16 protein-coding genes are annotated in these 18280 nt (G+C 32.3%); 15 read left to right on the forward strand and 1 reads right to left on the reverse strand.

Going from position 1 to position 18280, the window contains the following annotated elements; genetic code table 11:
• Positions 1-19 precede the first annotated feature (19 nt).
• From P0Y49_08585 to P0Y49_08635, 11 genes are all read left to right on the forward strand, one after another.
• Positions 20-1753, forward strand: coding sequence for a sulfatase-like hydrolase/transferase (locus P0Y49_08585; protein WEK21196.1), 1734 nt, complete (start codon positions 20-22; stop codon positions 1751-1753).
• 172 nt (positions 1754-1925) lie between these two features.
• On the forward strand, positions 1926-2603 hold the full coding sequence (locus P0Y49_08590; GenBank protein WEK21197.1) for a TolC family protein: 678 nt from the start codon (positions 1926-1928) through the stop codon (positions 2601-2603).
• A gap of 2 nt (positions 2604-2605) precedes the next feature.
• The gene (locus P0Y49_08595) at positions 2606-4765 is read left to right on the forward strand and encodes a lipopolysaccharide biosynthesis protein (protein WEK21198.1); all 2160 of its coding nucleotides are present in this window, start codon (positions 2606-2608) and stop codon (positions 4763-4765) included.
• A gap of 9 nt (positions 4766-4774) precedes the next feature.
• Positions 4775-6055 (forward strand): O-antigen ligase family protein, encoded by a 1281-nt coding sequence (locus tag P0Y49_08600; GenBank protein ID WEK21199.1) that lies wholly within the window; start codon positions 4775-4777, stop codon positions 6053-6055.
• A gap of 154 nt (positions 6056-6209) precedes the next feature.
• Positions 6210-6824, forward strand: coding sequence for an acyltransferase (locus P0Y49_08605; GenBank protein WEK21200.1), 615 nt, complete (start codon positions 6210-6212; stop codon positions 6822-6824).
• A 10-nt stretch (positions 6825-6834) separates the two neighbouring features.
• On the forward strand, positions 6835-7620 hold the full coding sequence (locus P0Y49_08610) for a glycosyltransferase (protein WEK21201.1): 786 nt from the start codon (positions 6835-6837) through the stop codon (positions 7618-7620).
• Between the two features lie 29 nt (positions 7621-7649).
• On the forward strand, positions 7650-8846 hold the full coding sequence (locus P0Y49_08615; GenBank protein WEK21202.1) for a glycosyltransferase: 1197 nt from the start codon (positions 7650-7652) through the stop codon (positions 8844-8846).
• Between the two features lie 8 nt (positions 8847-8854).
• On the forward strand, positions 8855-10057 hold the full coding sequence (locus tag P0Y49_08620) for a glycosyltransferase (GenBank protein WEK21203.1): 1203 nt from the start codon (positions 8855-8857) through the stop codon (positions 10055-10057).
• Between the two features lie 18 nt (positions 10058-10075).
• Entirely contained in the window at positions 10076-11209 is a 1134-nt protein-coding gene (locus P0Y49_08625) for a glycosyltransferase family 4 protein (GenBank protein WEK21204.1), read from the forward strand.
• Positions 11199-12635: an MBOAT family protein gene (locus tag P0Y49_08630; protein WEK21205.1), complete on the forward strand. Its 1437-nt coding sequence runs from the start codon at positions 11199-11201 to the stop codon at positions 12633-12635. The genes P0Y49_08625 and P0Y49_08630 overlap by 11 nt, the downstream gene beginning before the upstream one ends.
• Before the next feature lie 3 nt (positions 12636-12638).
• The gene (locus tag P0Y49_08635) at positions 12639-13649 is read left to right on the forward strand and encodes a hypothetical protein (GenBank protein WEK21206.1); all 1011 of its coding nucleotides are present in this window, start codon (positions 12639-12641) and stop codon (positions 13647-13649) included.
• A gap of 22 nt (positions 13650-13671) precedes the next feature.
• Here the strand turns inward: P0Y49_08635 and P0Y49_08640 are convergent, their stop codons facing one another.
• Entirely contained in the window at positions 13672-14544 is an 873-nt protein-coding gene (locus P0Y49_08640) for a glycosyltransferase family 2 protein (protein ID WEK21207.1), read from the reverse strand.
• Between the two features lie 216 nt (positions 14545-14760).
• Here P0Y49_08640 and P0Y49_08645 point away from each other — a divergent pair, with 216 nt between their 5' ends.
• The 4 genes from P0Y49_08645 (at position 14761) to P0Y49_08660 (ending at position 18278) form a co-directional block, all read left to right on the forward strand.
• Positions 14761-15039 carry a transposase gene (locus tag P0Y49_08645; protein WEK21208.1) on the forward strand — a complete coding sequence of 93 codons (279 nt, stop codon included), beginning with the start codon at positions 14761-14763 and terminating at the stop codon, positions 15037-15039.
• The gene (locus tag P0Y49_08650) at positions 15036-15887 is read left to right on the forward strand and encodes an IS3 family transposase (GenBank protein WEK21209.1); all 852 of its coding nucleotides are present in this window, start codon (positions 15036-15038) and stop codon (positions 15885-15887) included. Before P0Y49_08645 ends, P0Y49_08650 begins: the two co-directional genes overlap by 4 nt.
• A 113-nt stretch (positions 15888-16000) precedes the next feature.
• Positions 16001-16576, forward strand: coding sequence for a gluconate 2-dehydrogenase subunit 3 family protein (locus P0Y49_08655; GenBank protein ID WEK21210.1), 576 nt, complete (start codon positions 16001-16003; stop codon positions 16574-16576).
• Between the two features lie 10 nt (positions 16577-16586).
• Positions 16587-18278 carry a GMC family oxidoreductase gene (locus tag P0Y49_08660; protein ID WEK21211.1) on the forward strand — a complete coding sequence of 564 codons (1692 nt, stop codon included), beginning with the start codon at positions 16587-16589 and terminating at the stop codon, positions 18276-18278.
• Positions 18279-18280: the final 2 nt, after the last annotated feature.

Below are 18280 nucleotides of genomic sequence, written 5' to 3' on the forward strand. Positions count from 1 at the left end.
AGAAACGAAATACTTATTTATGATAGCCATAAAACGAAATTTACTTTCAATAATCATTTTTCTATTCTGTTTCTTATTTGGAGTAATAGCTACTTATCAATATTATTATCCTTCAGAATTTCTATATATATATTGGATGTTTTGTGGGGTTTTAGTCTTTTTTAGCCTGAAAACTGCAATTTATAACGAGTTTGTTGTCAGAAAACAGAGTGTTTCCCTTGTTTTTATTCTATTAATGTATTTTGTGAGTTGGTTTTTAGTGCCTCAGGTATTAAGATTTGGTGCCTTTTTATTTTCCACCCTATGCTTTCTTTATACCGGTATTATTTTTTTAAACTCTAAATATCTTAGAGCCAGGATTGTTTTTATTATTGCTTTTATAATTAGTTCTTTTAATATTATACCTATTCTTATTTTTCTCACACAAAAGTCTAAATTAACTCAGGAATTAATTAGTACCATTTTTATTTCAAATATTCAGGAAGTAAAGGAATATATCGTAGCCAATTTTTCTTTTTTACATGTTTTAATCTTAATCATTTTTCTAATAGGAACTTTCTTTTTGTTTTTCTTTAGAAAGCCTGATAATTCAATAAAAATAAGTAGAAGTTTAATTTTTCTTTTTATTATATCTTTTTTGACCTCCAGCCTATCTGGTCCTACAGGTGCTCTTTCTGCGGAATTTATGTCGTACTTATATCAAAAGAGAAAATTGGAAAAGTTAGTAAAGGCTAGAGCAGAAGGATTGGTAGCTACCAATTTTAATATTCAAACGGAACCAAACCAAGCTACTAAAGTTGTAGTTATCATTGGCGAATCGTTAAATCGATCTTATATGGGGTTGTATGGGTATGAGCGGAATACCACCCCTTCTCTGTCTAAACTAGCTTCCGACTCTACTAGAGATAGATTGTTTGTGTTTAATGATGTAATTTCTCCAGATGTAACTACTGTTCCATCTTTAAAAAAGGTTCTGACCAATTCTACTAATCAACATCCGATCCCATTTGAAAAGAGTATCAGTGTTGTCGATTTTTTCAATAAGGCAGGGTATAAATCCTATTGGATTTCTAATCAAGCACCTTTGGGTAAGTTTTCTACCCCAATTTCAGTGATTTCTTCAGCAGCCGATAGCGTGTATTTTACCGCTTTTAAAAAGAATGTAGGAGATGATGGTGCGCCGCAAGGTACCTTTTTTGATGGTGAATTACTGGAACCATTTAAGAGTCTTATTTCCAGCAATTCCGATAGTAAAAAACAAATTTATTTTGTGCATCTAATGGGGAATCATGTTAATTATGAAGATAGATATCCGGAGCGTTTTAACTTTTTTAAAACCAAAGAACCTTTAAGCAGGAATTTGTATTTGAATTCAATATTATATAATGATTGGGTTGTCAGCAATCTTATGAAAATTTCAAAGGAAAATAACGTAGATGTTGTTTTTTATTTTTCGGATCACGGGGATGAGCTGGGTTATGGGCATTCTTCAGGTAATTATAAAAGAGGAATGTCTACAATTCCTTTTATGGTTTATTTGTCCCAAAATTATATCCTTAAGAATCCGGATCTTGTTAAAGATTTAATTAAAAATAAAAATACACCGGGTATGACTGATAATTTTTTTAATGTGATCCAAGAGGTGACAGGAACTAAAAGCTCTTTTTTTGATCCAAAAGAGTCATTTATTTCGGATAATTATATTATCTTGAAAAGAAAAGTTATAGATAATACAATCTCTTTTGATAAATAAATAAAAACTATTTTTTGCAATTTTAAATTAAATGACAATGGACTAATTTAAATCTAATGACTAACTTGAAGATACTTCAAATGAAATGAATGTGATAAAAATAGATTACGTTCAATACTAACCTTAAATCAACTTAATTGTAAATAAAATTGCTCATCTAAATATTAAATAAATGAAAAACTTATTGTTAACACTCGTAGCATTGCTTTGCTTAGGTAGTTCTAAATCCTTTGCCCAGGGATCAATCTTGAATCAAATTGACACTAATCTCTTAGGAAAATATATTCAGGCAGCTAAAGCTAATCCTCGAAGAGAGATTATGGGATTACAAATTGTTAAAGCAAAAGCTGATGTACCTATAACAACATTGGGCTATTTGGATATATTTAATGCATCATATTATTACCGCCCTAATAATCAGGCTGCTATAGATATTAATAATCCATATACTGTAAATGGCTTTCAATTTGGAGTAAGCGTAAATCTTGGAACGTTATTGCAGAAGCCTTATTTAATTAAAAAAGCTAAAATTGACTATAAAATTGCTCAGCTGGAAGCAAAAGAGTATGATGAAGCTTTAGTGAATGAAGTTAAGAGTAAATATTACGATTATGTCAGAGCTTTAAGTGAGTTGAAGTTAAACTCTCAGGTAGTGTTGGATAATAAGAGCATGGGAGAGAGTTTGAGAAATAAATTTGAGAAGGGTGAGATTACTTTAGATGTGTATAATCAATCAAGAGTTGCCCAATCAGCGGTTAGTGCAGGTCAAATTCAATCTGAAGTGAATTTTTTAAAAGCGAAGGATGCTTTGGAGCAGATCATAGGAAAGAAATTAGAAGAAATTAAATAGTCATGGATATTAAAAAGTTCTTAAAACTTTTATTCAAATATAAATGGTTAGTCATTCTTGTTCCAGTTATAGCTGTTACTATTACATATTTTTTGGTAAGAAATTTACCTAATGAATATAATGCTCAAGTAAAGCTATCAACGGGATTATTAGATCAATCCAAGCAGGTGATTACGGAACAAAATACCGACTTTTTTAAGATAAGTCAGCAGTTCAGTAATATCATGGAAAAATTAAAGATGAAGAAGATGCTTAATATTCTTTCTTATAATTTGATTATTCATGATCTTTCCGACCCAGCAAAAAGTTTTAGAAAGTACAGTAAAAAAGTTGATTCATTGAATCATGCAGACAGATTAGAGGTTATCAAGTTATTTCAAGAGAAACTTGCGAGTAAGTCGCTTTTGACACTAGCCGACAAAAGTGGTAAATATAGATTGTTTGATATAGTTAATTCAATGGGGTATGGTGAATATGTTTTGGGTGAAAATATTGAGGTAAAACACGTAGATAATAGTGATTTTATTGATATCAGTTATACTTCGGAAAATCCATATTTGTCTGCTTTTTTAGTAAATACATTAGCCACTGAGTTTATCAAGAACTTTAGTTCAGAAGTTGGCTTCAACCAACATAACTCTATTGAAATGTTGAATGCCGATCTGAAGAAGAAGGAAGACACAATGAATGCAAAAAATGCTGCTTTAAAGGATTTTAAAATGCGTAATGGTGTGCTGAATATTGATAAACAATCAGAATTGGTATATCAACAGATTACCCAGGCGGAAGATAGAAAGGCTCAGGTTATTAGAGATATCCAATCAACACGGAATACAATTGGTGCGATAAATAATAAATTGAGTAGTAGAGATCCTGATATGGGCGGGAATGTTGTTCGTGACAATGGTGAGATTGTTAAAATCAATAGCCAGATTGAATTGGCTAATAGAAGGTATGTAGATGGTGGATTTAAACTTTCTGATAAGAAAAAAGTGGATTCGTTGGTAGCCGTCAAAGACGCTTTAACGACATCAAATTCAGATAGGTATATTGTTGATCCTCAAGTGTCAAGACAAAATTTGCTGCAACAAAAGTATACATTGGAAACAACTTTAGCGCAATTGACTGGTAGTGTAAACTCAATAGATAAAGAGTTGGCAGAAGCTAAAAGTAAGTATTATGCTATGGTTCCTTTTGATGCAGGTATACAGAATTATATGCGTGATGCTGATTTGGCCACGAAAGAATATACTGAAGCTTTAACGCGATATAATCAAAACAAAACTGATCAAAATATTGGCTTAAAGCTAAACATCGAAGAGTATGGTTTGCCGGGTTTCCCATTACCTTCAAAAAAGATATTATATTTAATTATTTCGGCTTTTGGAAGCTTGTTACTTTGTTTGATGGTTATTGCGGGCATGTCTTTACTAGATCAATCTATAAATTCAGCCTCACAGCTTGCAGCAATGACTAAATTAAATGTGGTTGGTAATTTAAGTTTTATTGCTAGTTCTGATAGAAGTATTAGGAATATATGGAAAGATAAAGGGAATCCTGATTATGCCGCATATAAAAATCTATTAAGATCTCTCCGTTTTGAAATCAGTAATAAAATGAATGAGGATGCCAGTAAAATTTTAGGCATAACCAGTTTGTCTGATGGAGAAGGAAAAACAATGGTAGCATATAATTTGGCATATTCCTTTGCCATGATAGGAAAGAAGGTTTTATTGATTGGAGAAGAACCAATAACAGGCGATAAATCTAACTCAAAAGCATTAACAATGAGTCAAAATTTTGAATCATTTCTTGTTAAGAGGGAAGTAGTAGCAGAAGATCTAATCACAATTTTGAATAAAAATAATGAAAGTGCCTCTTTATTGGAGATTCAGAATGAAAAAAGTCTGTACACTGGATTTAAAGTTTTGAAGGATGAGTTTGATTTGGTTATTATAGATGTTAATAGCTTACGGGATATTAATATAGCCAAAGAGTGGTTGTCCTTTACTGAAAAAAATATAGCGGTCTTTGAATCAGGTAAATCATTAACAGATAGTAAAATGGATTTTATAAATATTCTTAGAAAACAACCTGGATTTATAGGATGGGTATTAAATAAAATTAAGCTTAGTGAATATAAGAATGGAGATATTGTTTAGTGAGTATTTATGAACTCTAGATCGATATTATTTTTGATACTTTTTTTTGGCTTTATTGTAAGGATAATTACCAGACAATTTGGCTTAGATTTACCTGTAGATATCATAATTTTGGTGCTGCCGGTTTTAGGGCTAATTCTTGCTGCTTTTAAACCTACAATGCAAGATTGGGAAGGGCTTAGAAGTGACTTGTTTTATATAGTTCTAGCTTGGCTGATTATTTGTATTTTAGAAGTAGTTAACCCTGCAGGAGCAAGTATAGATGGTTGGTTGAGAGAAATAGTGCCGGTGGCTTTGATCCCATTTTTAGTAGTTACACTTTCTCTCCTGGTTTTAAAAAATAATAAAGATCTTGACAAGTTTCTTTTCATTACAGTGGGTTTATCTACTCTCGCGGGACTATATGGAATAAAACAATTGTATTTTGGACTTTCAGCTGGTGATCAAAGGTTTTTGGATAATGGTGGAGCTGTTACCCATATGCTTTGGGGTCGTTTACGAGTGTTTTCATTTTATTCTGAAGCTGCCCAATTTGGTGCTTCTCAGGCTCATTTTGGATTATTAGCATTAATTCTAGCTTTAGGTCCATTCAGTAAAAAAGTGAAAATATTCTTATGGATAGCATCAGGATTAATGTTTTATGGTATGCTCATATCTGGAACTAGGGGAGCATTCTTTGCGCTTATTATGGGAGCTTTTTTTGCAATATTATTGAGTAAAAAATTTAAAGTTCTGATTATTGGAGGTATTTTAGCAATATGCTTTATCTGTTTTCTTAAATTTACTTATATAGGAAATGGTAATTATAATATTTATAGATTTAGATCGGCCTTAAACCCTAATGATCCGTCTCTTAATGTCAGAATTAATTCCCAAAGAATTTTAAGTGAGTATATGAGCTCACGACCTCTTGGTGGAGGCTTAGGGGTACTTGGTTATTATGGCATGAAATATAATTCTGATAAATTTCTTTCAACTGTACAACCAGATAGTTATTGGGTGAAGATTTGGGCTATGATGGGAATTGTTGGTTTTGTAATTTGGTTTGGGATGATGATGTATATACTTGGTAAATGTTGTGGTATAGTTTGGGAAATTGAAGATGAGGCACTAAGAGTTAAAGCAATTGCCATAACTTCGGGAATTGCAGGGATTTTATTCTGTAGCTATGGAAATGAAGTTATAAATACTATACCATCTTCAATTGTTATCTATATGTCTTGGGTTCTGATATACAAGATGCCAAAGCTAGATCGTCAAATTAAAGATAATAAATTAATCACTGCTTAAGATGCCTTACGAAATATTTGGAATCCCTGCTTTACTGTGTTTTATTTTAGGTTTTATGAATGGATTAAAGGCTATGAAAAAGAGCGACGAAACTAGAATTAACTAATATAAATTCGATCTAAATATTAAAAATTAATTAGTGTAATTCAATAGAATGTCGATCATTTCAAAAATAAAGTCCAATCCTAGATTAAAAAAAATAGCTCTAGCGTTTTTAATCCCTTCAAATGAGCATAAGCCAAGGTTATGGGTTAGAGTCTTTTTGAATCCATTTAAACATAAGCGGGGAAAGGGGTGCATAATTAGAAGAAGAGCTAGATTGGATGTTTTTCCGTTTAATGAATTTGTTTTAGGGGAGCGTTCGGTAATTGAAGATTTTTCAATAGTTAATAATGGGGTAGGGAACGTTCTAATTGGCAGCAGAACTATAATTGGGATATCAAACGTAATTATTGGACCCGTTCAGATCGGCAATGATGTAATGTTGGCCCAAAATATTGTGATTTCAGGCTTAAATCATGGTTATGAAGATGTTACTATTTCTCCATCTAAACAAAAGATCAATTGTAAACAAATAACAATTGCTGATGACGTATGGATAGGAGCAAATAGTGTCATTACAGCTGGTGTTACACTTGGTAAACATTGTATAATTGGTGCAGGAAGTGTGGTAACTAAAAATATCCCGGAATTTTCGATTGCAGTAGGAAATCCTGCTAAGGTGATAAAGCAATACAACGCTATTTCTCAAAAATGGGACAAGATATAATTTTAAATATATGACAATTAAAGCTAATCATTTTGAGAATGTCACTTTATTGGTAACACATTATAACAGAAGTAAATCGCTGGAACGGTTGCTGAAAAATTTTGATAAGGTTAATTGTTCCTTTTATGAAATTGTGGTGTCCGATGATGGAAGTAAAGCTGAACATTTAGCATTTATTGAAAGTTTAAAGACGCGTTTTAAATTTACATTAATTACTACACAGAAAAATTGTGGGTTAGGAAATAACATTAATAAGGGTCAGAGCATAGTGAAGTCTCCATATACTTTGTACGTTCAGGAAGATTTCATACCATTACCTGGTTGTGAAATTCCTTTAAGAGATGCAGTTAACATACTGGAAGAAGATAAATATTATGATACAGTGAGATTCTATTCTTATTTGGAATATCCCAATAAAAAAGCATATAAGAATGGTTTTTCAGAAATGATTTTTAATCAGTTGTCAGGTAATTTAGATAAATTTCCATTATATAGTGATCATCCACATTTAAGGCGCAGTAATTTTTTTCAAAAATTCGGTCGGTACTCAGAGATGAAAAATCCAGAGAAAACGGAGTTTGATATGATGGTATCTTTTTTACAGAAGAAAGGTAAAGGGTTATTATTTGATGAGTTTAAATCTGTTTTTGAGCAGATTAATACTTCTTCAGAGCCTAGTACAATGATCCATGAAAGAACCTCATGGAGAAAAAGAGATAATTTATATATCAATTTTATTAGATATATATACAGATATATACTTTTTAATTACAGTCTCTATTTTAAAAGATACTAATCTTGAATATGATGTCTAGAATTTTATAAATGGATTTTGAAAATGATATAATAATTATTAGCCAACAGCCATGGGATACTGAAATTGGTAGTAATTGTAAGGATATTGCCCTCGAGTTAAGTAAAACCAATAGAGTATTGTATATAAATTCTCCATTAGATAGAATTACACTTGTCAGAGATCGAAATGATCAAAAAATTAAAAGGAGAATCGATGTAATTAATGGAAGGGAGAATGGTTTGATTCAGATTAAAGATAATTTATGGAATTATTACCCTGATTGTATAGTCGAATCTATTAATTGGTTAAATAGTCATTTTTTGTTTAATCTGATAAACCGATTTAATAATTTAAAATTTTCTTCATCGATAAAAAAGGCACTTAAGCAACTCAATTTTAAAAATTTCATTTTATTTAATGATAATGAGATGTTTAAAGGATTTTATCTGAAGGAATTTTTGAAGCCTGAGCTAAGTATTTATTATTCCAGAGATTATATGATAGGTGTTGACTACTGGAAAAAACATGGCGTAAAACTAGAGGCACGTTTAATTGCGAAAAGTGATTTATGTTTTAGCAATTCAGAATATCTTGCTGAGTATTGCAGGAAATTTAATCAAAATTCATTTAATGTCGGGCAGGGCTGTGATGTTGAAGATTTTGTTAATATTAGAACTAAGGTTCCTGAGGATTTAAAAAATCTTGAAAGAAAGACAATAGGGTATGTAGGTTCGCTCAATAGTGAACGATTGGACATTCAGGTTATCGAGCGTATTTCAGATAGTTTTCCTGAATGTTATATAGTGCTGGTTGGTCCGGAAGATGATCAATTTAAATCCAGTAAATTACATCAATCAGAAAATGTTATTTTTATTGGTCTAAAACCGGTTAATGACCTGCCAGCTTATATTAATTCATTTGACGTGTGTATTAACCCTCAATTAATAAACCAAATTACAATTGGTAATTACCCAAGGAAAATAGACGAGTATTTAGCTATGGGAAAGGCTGTTGTTGCAACCAAGACGACAACAATGGATTTTTTTGCTGACTTTGTATACCTAGCCGAAACGTCACTTGATTATATTTCGTTAATTAAAGTTGCCTTAGAAGAAGATGATGAAATTTTGAAAGACAAAAGGAAAGCGTTTGCCCTAACTCATACCTGGCCTGAAAGTGTGAAAGTAATGTCTATGGAAATCAAGAAAATGCTTAAAGTTTTGTAAATTATACGATGATTATTTATGTCTCTATAAATTGGTTCCTTTTTTTATTTATCATTTTGCAATGTGCAATCTGCTTTTATCTGGTATATCCTTTTATTTTATATTTCATTTGCTTATTTAAAGGTCTTAAGAAAGATACTGGTATTTCTTCTGGATATCAGGCTGATTATGCAGTAATTGTTACAGCATATGAACAAACCGATCTGATTCAATCTGTAGTCAATTCTTTACTTGGTGTTAATTATACCAATTACTTAATTTATGTTGTAGCTGATAATTGTGATGTATCTGCACTATTGTTCTCTGATCCACGGGTAATCCTGTTAAGACCCGAAACTACACTAGCGAGTAATGTTAAGTCTCATTTTTATGCAATAGACAATTTTAAAAGAGCGCATGAAAGACTTACAATTATTGATAGCGATAATTTAGTGTGTGTAGAATATCTAAACGAACTAAATAAATTATTCGATCAAGGATTTTATGCTGTTCAAGGGGTACGAAAAGCTAAAAATTTAAATACTCAGTATGCTTGTCTTGACGAAGCCGGCGATATTTATTATAGGTTTATTGATAGAAAACTATTATTTGAGGCTGGATCCTCTGCATCTTTAGCTGGTTCTGGAATGGCTTTTACTACTGCTATTTATAAAGCATGTTTAGCAGATTTGCAAATTAGTGGCGCCGGTTTTGATAAAATTTTACAGTATGAGCTCCTCAAGAGAAGATTGACTATTGCTCTTGCTGAAAAGGCAATAGTTTATGATGAAAAAACGGCAAAATCAGACCAGCTAGTTAAACAAAGGGCCAGATGGATCAATACATGGTTTAAATTTTTTGTTCTTGGTCTTAAAATGAATTTAACATCTTTAGGCAAGAGAAACTTAAATCAGTTTCTTTTTAGTTTGATGCTTTTGCGTCCCCCCTTGTTTTTGCTTCTAATGTTATGTGGTATATTTTGTCTTTTAGATATTTTTATTTTTCCAGAACTGCTTATTGGATGGATCGCAGGTAGCGGACTTTTTGTTTTTATTTTTTTTAATGCTTTGAATTATTTTCAGGCTGATGAAAGGATTTATAAATCATTAAAAAATGCACCCAAATTTATATATTATCAGTTATTAGCTTTACTAAAAGCTAATAAAGCCAATATGCTATCAGTAGCTACAAAACATGAATACCAATCTAAAATTGAAGATATAAAACCTTAGTAGAACACCTCACTAGAAATGGATAAAAATAAAAAAATCAAAATATTGCAAACTATCCGGCAAGGTAAAATCGGCGGAGGTGAATCCCATGTTATAGATCTTGTTCAGGAACTAAATAAAGATGGTTACGAAAGCATAGTATTATCATTTACACATGGTCCTATGGTAGATAAGATGAAATCAATAGGGATAAAAACATATGTTATAGAAACTGAACGACCTTTTGATTTTACAAAATGGTGTAAGGTAAAAGAAATTTTAGAAGCAGAAAATATCGATATTGTTCATGCACATGGTACCAGGGCAAATTCTAATACCTATAACAGTGCTAAGCAATTAGGTATCCCTGTAGTTTATACAGTTCATGGGTGGTCATTTCATCCGGATCAGGGATTTTTTTTAAGAAATCTAAGGATACTAGGAGAAAAATATCTTGTAAATAGAGCAAACTTAACTATATGCGTATCGGATAATAACCTGAATGATGCTCGTAAGGAGTTCACAATGAATAGGACAAAAGTTATTAAATATGGTATAAATCTTGAAAAATTTAATCCGGAAAATGCCTTCGAGGATATAAGGAAGGAATTAGGTGTAGATGAGGGGACCGTTTTGGTAGGTTACGTAGTAAGAATGACCAAGCAGAAGGATCCGTTAACTTTAATAAAGGCAATTGCATTAATACCAGATAATTTAGATGTCAAGTTTTTATTTGTTGGTGATGGGGAGTTGAAAATAGATGCAATAAAATTGGCAAAGCAATTGAATGTTTATTCCAGGATAATATTTATGGACTTTCGTCAAGATGTACCTAATATTTTAAATGCAGTAGATATCTATTGTTTACCTTCCCTTTGGGAAGGGCTGCCAATTGGTATGTTAGAAGCAATGGCAATGAATAAAGCGGTAGTTGTTACTGCGATTGATGGTGCAAAAGAAGTCATAAGAAGTATGGAGAATGGAATACTTGTTCCTGTTCAGAATCCTGAAGAGTTAGCAGAGGCATTGATCTTATTGGTAAAGGATGCAGGCTTTAGGATGAAGATCGGTGAAAATGCTGGTAAAACCATATTGGATGACTTCAATGTATCAAAAATGACAAAACAAATAGAACAAGTTTATAATTCTATAATTAGTAATAATGCTTTTTAATTCCATTAGTTTTGCTATTTTTTTGCCCATTGTATTTTCTCTTTATTGGTTTGTTGCCAGAGGGAAGTTAAGGACTCAAAATATATTACTTCTGGTTTCTAGCTATTTCTTTTATGCATGTTGGGATTATCGCTTTTTGTTTTTGCTTCTATTTTCAACTTTTCTGGACTATTTTACCGGACTGAAAATTTCTGGATCTTCAAATAAAATCCAGAAAAAAATATGGCTGTGGATTAGTATTGGTATAAATTTGGGCTTTTTGGGGCTATTTAAATATTATAATTTTTTTGCTAGATCTTTTGCAGAAGGAGTCTCGAATTTGGGTTTTAATGTTGATCCGTGGACATTAAAGGTAATTTTGCCAATAGGTATTTCTTTTTATACATTTCATGGTTTGTCTTATGTGATAGATATTTATAAAAAAAGGATCAAGCCAGAAAGGGATTTTATCGACTATTCTTTATTTGTCAGTTTTTTTCCTTTACTCGTTGCTGGTCCGATTGAAAGAGCAACACATCTTTTGCCTCAAATTCAGAAAGAAAGAAAATTTGATTACTCAAAAGCTGTGGATGGCTTAAGACAAATCCTATGGGGCTTGTTTAAAAAGATCGTTATAGCAGATGGATGTGCAAATTATGCGAATATGATTTTTAATAATTCTTCAGAGTTTTCTGGGAGTACCTTAGTATTAGGAGCCATATTTTTTGCTTTTCAAATTTATTGTGATTTTTCTGGATATTCTGACATTGCTTTGGGAACTGCTCGATTATTCGGAATAGAATTATTAAGGAATTTTGCTTTTCCATATTTTTCAAGAGATATAGCAGAATTCTGGAGACGATGGCATATTTCTCTTTCTACATGGTTTAGGGATTATTTGTATATCCCATTGGGAGGTAGCAAAGGGGGAACGTGGATGAAAGTACGTAATACATTTATTATATTTCTTGTGAGTGGGTTCTGGCATGGTGCTAATTGGACATTTATTATATGGGGCTTTTTAAATGCACTATTTATTATGCCTTCAATCCTATTTGAAACAAATAGAAAGAATCTTGATATTGTTGCACAAGGAAAATATTTACCATCCATGAAAGAAGCTATCACTATGCTTTTTACTTTTAGTTTAACGCTTATTGCATGGATATTTTTCAGAGCACAGGATTTAAATCATGCAGTAAGTTATATTTATGGCATATTTTCTCCAACTATTTTCTCAGCGCCAAAAGTTGAGCCCTATTCTTTATTTCTTTTAATATTACTTTTTATGATTATAGAGTGGCTTGGGAGAGAACAGCAATATGCAATTGCTTCTTTTGGTATAAAGAGAAATAGATTATATAGGTGGGCATTTTATTTGGTGCTTATAATTATTATATTTTCTTTTTCAGGAGGAGAACAACAATTTATTTACTTCCAATTTTAATTTATGGAAAAGTTTATTAAGCAGTTATTTGCCTTTATCCTATTTACTTCCATCCCGTTTTTAATAGTGTTTTGTGGATATTTATATTTCGATCCATTTAAAGTTATTAATACTTATAATGATTACTCCTATCCATTTGTGATTCCTAATAGGGATTATGTTTCCACAGAAATGTTTATAAAGAATTATAAGAAGTATCACTATAATTCTTTCATTTTTGGAAGTTCAAGGACAATAGGATATAAACCTTCATCGTGGAAAGAATATCTTTCTAAAGATGATGTACCATTTTTATTCGATGCCTCTAAAGAATCTATTTATGGTATTTATACTAAATTAAGATATTTAGATTCGGTACATGTAAATATAGACAATGCTTTAATAATCATTTGCAGGGATGCTACTTTTATTGAAACTGGTAACTCATCAGGCCATCTTTATATCAAACACCCAGTTGTAACCCGTGAAAGTAGGTTTGATTTTCAAAATGAGTTTTTCAAAGCCTATGTGAATCCCAAATTTATTTTTGATTTCTATTTTTATAAACTTACAGGTACTTATAGACCTTTTATGGCCGGAGTGATTGAGAATAAAAGGATAAAATATGATACAATTAGCAATCAGTTGATATTTTTAGATCGTGAGATTGAAATCAATAATAATCCTAAGCACTATTATTTAGATAAAAAAGATGTTTTTTATACTAGATCGGGTGAAAAGACAGATTCCGTCAATAGAATTAAAAATGTTCATACTTTAATGTTGAATGAAATTGCCATGATATTGAAAAAGCATAAAACAAATTATAAAATAATTTTAAGCCCACTTTATGAACAAATAAAATTTTCCCCTGTAGATAAAAGAATTCTAACAAAAATATTTGGCACAAACTTATATGATTTTTCCGGGAAAAATCAATTTACTGAATCAAAAACTAACTATTATGAAAACAGTCACTATAGGCCTATAGTTGGAGATAGCATTCTGAAATTAATTTATCAAAAGAAACATTAAATGACTAATACTTAGCAGCACGTTATTGAATAGTTGTTTTTTTCGACTCGTGAATTGCATCTTCTGGTAATTTAGAATTGAAATTTTTGAAAAAGCGTTTTAATTCTTTTTTGATGCGTACGGAAAATGCATTTGATAGGCTTCCATCTCTTTGTAATGTTCTCGGTCCTGTCCAAACTCTCGCCTTATTGCTACGTACCTGCTTGATTTTTCCATATTTCATGAGGCCGAGGCACAATTGTCCATCGTCACCCCAAAAATTGGTTTCAATAAAGCCAATTTTTAGACCTAATTCTTTAACGTATCCCATACTTAATCCATAAGCATTAAAATAGGGCCTATTTAATTGTCTAAATTCAGAAATTATATCCTTCATTCTTTCTAGAATAAAAAGTTTCCATCTTGGAAAAAGAGGCTCACTAATAAAGGAATAGCGGCCATAAATACATGCTACACCATTTTTTTGCAAAATTTTTGTCATTTCACTTACCCAACAAGATGGATAGAAGCAGTCTGCATCCGCTAATAGAATATATTTTCCCCTTGCATTTTCTTGACCAAATTGCCTAGCAGGACCGCATCCTTGTTTTTTTTCAAAAAGACCTTTTATATGTAGCTTATCGATTGTTTCTTGAGTTTTATCTTTTGAATTATTGTTTACAACTATAATCTCTATCGGAAACTCAAATTCTGTTTTAGAAAGACTCGCAATACACTTTAAAATATTAATTTCTTCATTCCAAGCAGATATTAAGACCGTTACAAGAGGGGATTCCCCAATAATTCGATCTAAATCACTGTTTATTGTATCGAATACTTGTTGAGGTACTTCTTCCAGTTTATTATAACTAAAATCAAAATTATTAATCCATTTTGGATTGCTAAATAAATTCATGTATTTTATATATCAAAGAAGTACAAATTACATAATAAAAACTGAAAAATCCTAGTTAGCTAATATTCATAATGCATGAATTAAATTATCAATATATAAGTCAATTCGTTTTTGGAGAAAACTTTTTTGTAAATTTAATATGTCTTAATTAGTATTCTATATAATACTCCCCAAATATTGGACAGCTGATTAAATTCATAAATTTAACAGTTGAAAATGAAAAAAGAGCGTAGAAAATTCAGTTCTGTTTTCAAGACCAAAGTGGTGCTTGAAGCAATTAAGGAAAGTAGTACCATGCAAGAACTTGCGTCCAAATACAGTCTCCATCCCACACAGATCACCGCGTGGAAGCGTGAATTTCTTGAGAAAGCCGATACGGTGTTTGGTTCAGAGAAACCAGATGAAAAGGAAGAATCTAAAGAGAAGGAACTGTACTCCAAGATTGGCGAACTTCAGATCCAGGTTGATTTCCTAAAAAAAGTCTTGGGGAAATGAGTATGATTGAAAGGCGTAGCCTTATTTCCCCGGAGCACCAGGCGCTGAGTATTGCCAGTCAGTGCAAGCTACTGAACTTGCAGCGCAGCTGCTATTATTTCAAGCCTAAAGGCGAGTCGCTGTTCAACCAGTCGATAATGAATTTGATTGACCGTAAGTTTCTTGACTGCCCGTTTTACGGCGTGGACCGGATGACTGCGTATCTTAACAAAGATTTGGGATGTCATGTGAATAACAAGCGTATACGTCGTCTTTATCGTGTGATGAACCTGCGGACAATTTATCCTAAAAAGAACCTGAGCAAGGCTAATGCGGCACACCATAAATATCCATATTTGCTGAAAGGCTTGAAAATAGATCGGCCGGGCCAGGTTTGGCAGGCTGATATCACTTATATTCCCATGTTCAGAGGCTTCATGTATATGTTTGCCATTATTGATGTGTACAGCCGAAAGATTGTCGGATGGAGCATTTCAAATACCATGACCGTAGAATGGTGCAGAGATGTACTGCTTGAAACCATTGAAGAACATGGTACACCTGGTATATTTAATACGGATCAAGGCTCACAGTTCACCAGTCCGATCTTCACTAAAGCACTTAAAGACAGTAATGTAAGTATATCTATGGATGGCAAGGGAAGAGCCTTGGATAATGTGTTCATTGAGCGATTCTGGAGATCTTTGAAACAGGAGTATATTTATCTTAACCCACCTAACGGTGGTATGGAATTATTCCAGGGTATAAAACGGTATGTGGAATTTTATAACAATGAACGAAGGCATCGGTCAATGGACGATCTTACGCCAAATGAGGTATTCTATCAAAATAATAAAAAAGTGTCCTAAATAATCTTAAGTTTGACCTATAGCTGTCCAGCAAACCGGGAGTACTTCACTAAATGCATTGTAATTGATTATTATTCCAAATTCTTGCCTATCTTTAATTCTGATTAAAGACAATGAATAGGAGAACTACTATAAAGAGTATTTTGGCAGTAGGTATATTAGGTACTTCTACATTTTCTATTTTTAAATGGAGTAGTTTTAGGAAAAGAACGGATTTGTTTTTTTTAACAACCCAAAGGAGATTAATCGAAGAGTTATCCGAAATGATTATTCCCAGAACAGAAGCGCCAGGGGCTAAAGATGCTAATGTTGCAGATTTTATATTACAAACTGTTTTGTATTGTTTGGATATTCATGAACAAAATAATTTTATTTCTGGACTTCAGGATTTAGAAGATTATAGTATAGAAAATTATAAATCCTCCTTTTTAGATTGTAGTATTATGAATAAAAATAAAATTTTAAAGCATTTTGAAAATAGAGATGTATATTCTTATCATATCTTAAATAAGGTTAGAAATAGACTGTTTGGAAGATCTTTTTTTGCTCAATTAAAAGAATTCGTAATCGTGGGGTACTGTACCTCAGAAATAGGTGCTACAAAAGGACTGGCGTATGATTACATACCGGGGAATTACGAAGCTTGTATTTCAATCCAGCCTCATCAAAAATCCTGGGCTACAAAATAAACAGAACTTTATGAACATTAATAATAAATCAAAAAAGCAGAATACGTATGATGCAATTGTAATTGGTTCAGGTATTAGTGGAGGTTGGGCTGCAATGGAATTATGTAAAAAGGGACTGAAAACACTATTACTAGAGCGTGGCAGAGATGTTCAACATATAAAAGATTATCCAACAGCTAATCTTAATCCTTGGGATTTTGAATTTAGAATGCAAAATACTAGAAAAGATGGGGAGGAAGATCCAGTACAAAGTAAAGCTTATTATGCAGGAGATAAACATTTTTATGTAAGAGATAAAGAGCATCCTTATATACAGGAGAAACCGTTTAATTGGTTCAGGGGGTATCAAGTGGGGGGGAAATCCTTATTGTGGGGTAGGCAATGTTATCGCTTAAGCGATTTAGATTTTGAAGCTAATTTCAAGGAGAATGTAGGTGTAGACTGGCCAATACGTTATAAAGATTTAGCACCTTGGTATGATTATGTTGAATCTTATATAGGGGTTAGCGGACAAAAAGAAAATTTACCACATTTGCCAGACGGCATTTTTTTACCACCAATGCAATTAAACTGTATTGAGAACCATTTAGCTGCATCTATAAAAAAAAATGAACAAAACAGGTTGTTGACTATAGCTAGAGTGGCCAATTTAACAAAGGGCTGGGATAATCGGGGACCGTGCATGAATCGGAACTTATGTACCAGAGGTTGCCCTTTTGGTGGTTATTTTAGTAGTAATAGTTCAACTATTCCAACTGCTTTTGCAACTGGAAGTCTTACATTAAGACCTTTTTCTATTGTAACAGAGATTATTTATAATGATCAGCTACAAAAAGCTGATGGAGTGCGTGTCATTGATACAAACACCCATGAAACAGTGGAGTTTTTTTCCAAAATAATTTTTGTAAATGCTTCAACTATCCCTACAACATCAATCCTTTTGAACTCAAAATCAGATCGTTTTCCTAATGGGTTAGGTAATGACAGTGGACAGCTAGGCCATAATTTAATGGATCATCATTCCTCTGCAGGAGCATCTGGTGTTCATGAAGGTTTTTTGGATAGTTATTATAAGGGTAGAAGACCTTGTGGTTTTTTAATTCCAAGATATAGAAATCTAAGTGAAAAAGAAAAAAATGATTTTAAAAGAGGATACAATATACAAGGAGGTGGTGAACGTCAAGGATATTCGGATAGAATAAATATTGGTGGTTTTGGTAAGGATTTTAAGACACAACTAATCACTCCAGGAAATTGGACTGTGTGGATGGCCGGATGGGGAGAATGTTTGCCTTATTTTGACAACCAAATCTCTCTTGATAGTGAACAAAAGGATCAGTGGGGGCTACCTCTTGTTAAAATTGATTTCTCATTTAGAGATAACGAAAACAAAATGATGAAGGATATACAAGAGACATCTCTGGAAATGCTTGAAAATGCAGGGTTTAAGGCGAGTTCGTTTAACTATAATAAGCCTGGTGGATCAACAGTCCATGAAATGGGCACTGCTAGAATGGGACTTGATGTTAAAACATCAATATTGAATCGATTCAATCAAATACATAGCGTGAAAAATGTTTTTGTTACGGATGGTAGTTCTATGGCATCTTCTGGATGTCAGAACCCATCATTAACTTATATGGCCTTAACAGCTAGGGCTTGTAATTTTGCTTTTGAAAAATTAAAATCAGGTGAATTGTGATT

Origin of the sequence: Candidatus Pedobacter colombiensis, assembly GCA_029202485.1 — a bacterium.
GTDB classification, from domain to species: domain Bacteria; phylum Bacteroidota; class Bacteroidia; order Sphingobacteriales; family Sphingobacteriaceae; genus Pedobacter; species Pedobacter colombiensis.

Excerpts from the sequence above, each read along its gene's own strand:
- P0Y49_08585 (WEK21196.1), top strand. The coding sequence starts at position 20 with ATGATAGCCATAAAACGAAATTTACTTTCAATAATCATTTTTCTATTC.
- P0Y49_08590 (WEK21197.1), top strand. The coding sequence starts at position 1,926 with ATGAAAAACTTATTGTTAACACTCGTAGCATTGCTTTGCTTAGGTAGT.
- P0Y49_08595 (WEK21198.1), top strand. The coding sequence starts at position 2,606 with ATGGATATTAAAAAGTTCTTAAAACTTTTATTCAAATATAAATGGTTA.
- P0Y49_08600 (WEK21199.1), top strand. The coding sequence starts at position 4,775 with ATGAACTCTAGATCGATATTATTTTTGATACTTTTTTTTGGCTTTATT.
- P0Y49_08605 (WEK21200.1), top strand. The coding sequence starts at position 6,210 with ATGTCGATCATTTCAAAAATAAAGTCCAATCCTAGATTAAAAAAAATA.
- P0Y49_08610 (WEK21201.1), top strand. The coding sequence starts at position 6,835 with ATGACAATTAAAGCTAATCATTTTGAGAATGTCACTTTATTGGTAACA.
- P0Y49_08615 (WEK21202.1), top strand. The coding sequence starts at position 7,650 with ATGGATTTTGAAAATGATATAATAATTATTAGCCAACAGCCATGGGAT.
- P0Y49_08620 (WEK21203.1), top strand. The coding sequence starts at position 8,855 with ATGATTATTTATGTCTCTATAAATTGGTTCCTTTTTTTATTTATCATT.
- P0Y49_08625 (WEK21204.1), top strand. The coding sequence starts at position 10,076 with ATGGATAAAAATAAAAAAATCAAAATATTGCAAACTATCCGGCAAGGT.
- P0Y49_08630 (WEK21205.1), top strand. The coding sequence starts at position 11,199 with ATGCTTTTTAATTCCATTAGTTTTGCTATTTTTTTGCCCATTGTATTT.
- P0Y49_08635 (WEK21206.1), top strand. The coding sequence starts at position 12,639 with ATGGAAAAGTTTATTAAGCAGTTATTTGCCTTTATCCTATTTACTTCC.
- P0Y49_08640 (WEK21207.1), bottom strand. The coding sequence starts at position 14,544 with ATGAATTTATTTAGCAATCCAAAATGGATTAATAATTTTGATTTTAGT.
- P0Y49_08645 (WEK21208.1), top strand. The coding sequence starts at position 14,761 with ATGAAAAAAGAGCGTAGAAAATTCAGTTCTGTTTTCAAGACCAAAGTG.
- P0Y49_08650 (WEK21209.1), top strand. The coding sequence starts at position 15,036 with ATGAGTATGATTGAAAGGCGTAGCCTTATTTCCCCGGAGCACCAGGCG.
- P0Y49_08655 (WEK21210.1), top strand. The coding sequence starts at position 16,001 with ATGAATAGGAGAACTACTATAAAGAGTATTTTGGCAGTAGGTATATTA.
- P0Y49_08660 (WEK21211.1), top strand. The coding sequence starts at position 16,587 with ATGAACATTAATAATAAATCAAAAAAGCAGAATACGTATGATGCAATT.